General features: G+C 73.4%; 4 protein-coding genes and 1 pseudogene. 3 read left to right on the top strand and 2 right to left on the bottom strand.

What is annotated here, in order from left to right; translation table 11 throughout:
• The 3 genes and pseudogenes from AC1D15_RS20135 to AC1D15_RS20125 all read left to right on the top strand — a co-directional run.
• Window positions 1–509, top strand: a pseudogene (locus AC1D15_RS20135) (phenylacetate--CoA ligase family protein); the annotation flags it as partial.
• Between the two features lie 65 nt (window positions 510–574).
• On the top strand, window positions 575–931 hold the full coding sequence (locus AC1D15_RS20130; protein ID WP_477827364.1) for an HPF/RaiA family ribosome-associated protein: 357 nt from the start codon (window positions 575–577) through the stop codon (window positions 929–931).
• A gap of 12 nt (window positions 932–943) precedes the next feature.
• Window positions 944–2,302, top strand: coding sequence for an MBL fold metallo-hydrolase (locus tag AC1D15_RS20125; protein ID WP_477827363.1), 1,359 nt, complete (start codon window positions 944–946; stop codon window positions 2,300–2,302).
• A gap of 78 nt (window positions 2,303–2,380) precedes the next feature.
• Here the strand turns inward: AC1D15_RS20125 and AC1D15_RS20120 are convergent, their stop codons facing one another.
• A complete protein-coding gene (locus AC1D15_RS20120) occupies window positions 2,381–3,616 on the bottom strand; it encodes an efflux RND transporter periplasmic adaptor subunit (protein WP_477827362.1) in 1,236 nt (411 codons plus the stop codon).
• 6 nt (window positions 3,617–3,622) lie between these two features.
• Window positions 3,623–4,230 (bottom strand): ABC transporter permease (locus AC1D15_RS20115; protein WP_477827361.1); only part of this gene is annotated, 608 nt, incomplete at its 5' end.

Below are 4,230 nucleotides of genomic sequence, written 5' to 3'. Positions count from 1 at the left end.
GGGTGCTGCTGGAGCAGCTGGACGCGCAGGGGCGGGTGCTGCCGCCGGGCGAGAGCGGCTGCCGCACGCTGCTGACGAACCTGGCGAACCGGGTGCAGCCGCTGATCCGCTGCGACCTCGGCGACCGCACGCGGCTGCAGGTGCAGCGCTGCGCGTGCGGCAGCGTCCTGCCGGTGGTCGAGGTGGAGGGGCGCTGCGACGACAGCCTGGTGCTCGGCCGCGACGGGGCGCGGGCGACGCTGGTGCCGCTGGCGCTGTGCACGGTGCTGGAGGAGGAGGCCGGCCTGTTCGATTTCGAGCTGGTGCAGCACGGGCCGTGCGAGCTGGTGCTGCGCGCGGCCGCTGGCGACCGGGGGGCGCCGGCGGTGTTGCGGCGGGCCGGTCGTGCGCTGGACGGCTTCCTGCGCCGGCAGGGGGCGCTGGGCGTGCGCATCCGGCTGTCGAGCGAGCCGCCCGCCGGCTGCCTGCCGAGCGGCAAGCGGCAGCGGGTGAGGGGTTCCTGCGCCTGATCAAGGGCGGCGGCGGGCACAGGCGGCACGCTGGGCGCGTGATTTTCACGACCACAGGATCCTTCATGAAACAAGCTCCCCAGATCCAGTTCCTCGGCATGGACCCGTCGCCGGCGCTCGAGGCCGACGTGCGCGAGCGGCTGCAGCGGCTCGAGCGCTTCTGCCCCGACCTGATCGTCGGGCGCGCGGCGATCGAGCTGCTGAACACGCACCGGCAGCAGGGGCGCACGTTCGCGGTGCGGCTGGACATGACGCTGCCTGGCCATGAGCTGACGGTGAGCCGCGTCCACCACGAGGACGTGTACGTGGCGCTGCGCAACGCCTTCGACGGCATGGCGCGGCAGGTGCAGGACACGGTGCGGCTCGCGCGCCAGCGCCACGCGCACGGCGCCGCGCTGGAGCTCGACGCCGACGAGGCCTGAGAGGGGGCGGCGATGCGGCTGACCTTTCTCGGCGCGACCGGCACCGTGACCGGTTCGCGCTACCTGCTGGAGCATGGCGGGCGGCGCCTGCTGGTCGACTGCGGGCTGTTCCAGGGGCTCAAGCAGCTGCGGCTGCGCAACTGGGCTCCTTCGGTGCCGTCGGCAAGCGAGGTGGACGCGATCGTGCTGACGCATGCGCACCTGGACCACAGCGGCAGCGTGCCGCGGCTGGTCGCGGGCGGCTACGGCGGGCCGGTGCATGCGAGCGACGCGACCTGCGACCTGTGCGGGCTGCTGCTGCCGGATTCGGGCCGGCTGCTGGAGGAGGAGGCGGTGTTCGCGAACCGGCACGGCTTCTCGCGCCACCACCCGGCGCTGCCGCTGTACACCGAGGCGGATGCGCAGGCCGCGCTCGGCCTGCTGCGCCGCGTGCGCTTCGGCGAGGCCTTCGAGCCGATCCCGGGCGTTCAGGTGAGCCTGCAGCGCGCCGGACACCTGCTGGGCGCGGCGAGCGTGCGGGTGGCATGGGGCGGCCGCTCGATCGTGTTCTCGGGCGACCTCGGCCGCGACGAAGATCTCCTGATGCGGCCGCCCGAGGCGCCGCCGGGCTGCGACTGGCTGGTGGTCGAGTCGACGTACGGCGATCGCGAGCATGTGGGCGGCGACCCGCTGGCGGCGCTGGCCGCCGTGATCAGCCGCACGGCGGCGCGCGGCGGCATCGTCGTGATCCCGTCGTTCGCGGTCGGGCGTGCGCAGGCGCTGATGCATGCGCTGCACCTGTTGCGCGAGCAGCGCCGCATCCCGGACCTGCCGGCCTTCCTGAACAGCCCGATGGCGGCGGATGCGACGCGGCTGTACGTGAAGCACCGGGCCGAGCACCGGCTCGACGAGGCGCAGTGCCGCGCGATGTGGGCGGCGGCGAAGATCGTGAACAGCGTCGAGGAATCGCGCCGGCTCAACGATCTGCGCATGCCGTCGGTGATCATCTCGGCGAGCGGCATGGCCTCGGGCGGGCGGGTGCTGCACCACCTGAAGGCGTTCGCGCCGGATGCGCGCAACACGATCCTGTTCGCCGGCCACCAGGCGGCGGGCACGCGCGGCGCGGCGATGGTGGGCGGCGCGAGCGCGGTGAAGATCCACGGCGCCTACGTGCCGGTGCGGGCCGAGGTGGCGCACCTGGACACGCTGTCGGGCCATGCCGACCGCAGCGAGCTGCTCGCATGGGTCGGCGCGTTGCCGCGCGCGCCGCGGCAGGTGTTCGTCACGCACGGGGAACCGGTGGCGGCGGATGCGCTGCGGCTCGGGATCGAGGAGCGTTTCGGGTTCGCGTGTTGCGTGCCGGAGCACGGCAGCGTCGTCGAGCTGGATTGAGCCTTTCGTTTGTTCGCTTGTCATCCCTGAAGGAGCAGGGCGGTGCACAAAGGCGCGTCGGAGGCTGGCGGCGTGCATTCAGACCTGGCGCACTTTCACGCGCACCCCATCGGCGACCGCCGGCGGCGGGTAGACGATCACCCGCGCGCCCACCGGCAGGCCCTCCTGGACCCACGCCTCCGATGGGTTGCGCGCCCCGATCACCACCGGCGTCAGCCGCGCCCGTCCCCCGTCGACGACGAACACCCCCATCCCCGCGCCCTGGCCGCCCATCGACGACGGCAGCGGGAACACCGCGCTCACCGGCACCTTCGTCACGCCGTCCTTCACCATCGTCAGGATCCGCACCGTCACGCGGTAGCCGTCGCCGAGCGCCGACCAGTCGGCCGGCGGGCTCGCGATGTCCACCAGCACCCGCACGCGCTGCTCCTCCACGCCGAGCGCCGACACCTTCGTGAACGCGCCCGGCTCGACCAGCCGCACCCGCCCGCGCAACGCCGCCTCGCCGCCCCAGTGCTCGATCGCCACCTGCGCACCCGCGCGCACCTGCAGCGCATCGGTGGTCAGCAGCTCGGCCACCACCTCCAGTCCGGCCACGTCRCCCAGCTCCAGCAGCGGCGCGCCGAGCGCCACCGTCGCCTCGCTCGCCTGCGCGACGCGCAGCAGCCGTGCCGACACCGGCGAGCGCACCGCGAACACGCGCGGCGCACCGGCCGGCGCATTGCGCACCACGCCCAGCGCGGCGCGCGCCTGCTCCACCTCGTGGCCGGCGGCGTGCTGGTCGCTGGTCGCGGCATCGAGCTCCTTCTGCGCCGCCAGCGCCGCCAGCCGGTCGGTCTCCAGCCGCGTCGGCGACACGAAGCCCTGCTTCGCCAGCTGCTCGCTGCGTTGCGCATCGTTGCGCGCCTGCAGCAACGCCACCCGCGCCCCCTCGACGCGCGCGCTCGCCCGCTGCAGCTGCGCCTCGGTCACCTCCAGCCGCGCCTGCTGCTCGCGGCGCGTGCGCTCGTCCAGCATCGGCGACAGCACCGGCGTCAGCTGCGCCACCACCGCGCCGGCCGCCACCGCATCGCCCTCGCGCAACGCGATGCGCGCCAACTGCCCGGCGAGCGGTGCCGACACCACGTAGCGGTCGCGCAGCCGCGTCTTCGCATCCTCCTCGACCGCCGCCTCGAAGCGCCCCGTCGCCGCCACGGCGACCTCCACCTCGACCGGCCTCGGCATGAAGGCCCACGCCATCACCGCCACCGCCGCGATCGTCGCGGCACCGCCGGCCAGCCAGGCCCGGCCCACATGCGGAAGCTTCAGCGTCATCATCGTTCAATCCCTCGTCTTCAAGGCCGACACCATGTCGAGCCGGTCGATGCGCCGGCGCACCACCAGCGCGCTGGCGGCACCGGCCACCAGCACGCACAGCGCCGCGCCCGCATAGGTGCGTGCCCGGATCACCACCGGAAAATAGAACTGGTCGGACTTCAGCAGCTCGACCACGCCGTGCGTGATCGACCAACCCATCAGCATGCCGATCGGCAGCGCGACCGCGATCACGATCGCCAGCTCGCCCAGCAGCAGCCCCGACACCTCGGCGCGCGTGAAGCCCAGCACCCGCAGGCTCGCGAGCTCCCAGGCACGCTCCGACAGCGCGATGCGCGCGTTGTTGTAGACCACGCCGACCGCGATCACGCTCGCGAACACCGTCAGGATCGTGCTCATGATGCGCACGTTGCGCGCGCTGATCTGCTGCAGGTTGCGCAGCATCGTCGACTTGCTCCACGCGCCGGCCACCGCCGGCAGCGCCTTCGTCGCCTCGAGCGCCGCATCCTCGCTGCCGCGCTCGAGCGCCATCATGAAGCCGGTCGACAGGTCGCCGTCGCCCAGCACCCGGTTCAGCGACGGCCGGTCCATGTAGGCGTTCAGCCCCATCATCT

The sequence above is a fragment of the Rhizobacter sp. P2_H2 genome, from assembly GCF_056403375.1.
The sequence above is the reverse complement of the archived record's forward strand: the minus strand, read 5'-3'. Positions and strand labels throughout refer to the sequence as shown.

Excerpts from the sequence above, each read along its gene's own strand:
- AC1D15_RS20130 (WP_477827364.1), top strand. The coding sequence starts at position 575 with ATGAAACAAGCTCCCCAGATCCAGTTCCTCGGCATGGACCCGTCGCCG.
- AC1D15_RS20125 (WP_477827363.1), top strand. The coding sequence starts at position 944 with ATGCGGCTGACCTTTCTCGGCGCGACCGGCACCGTGACCGGTTCGCGC.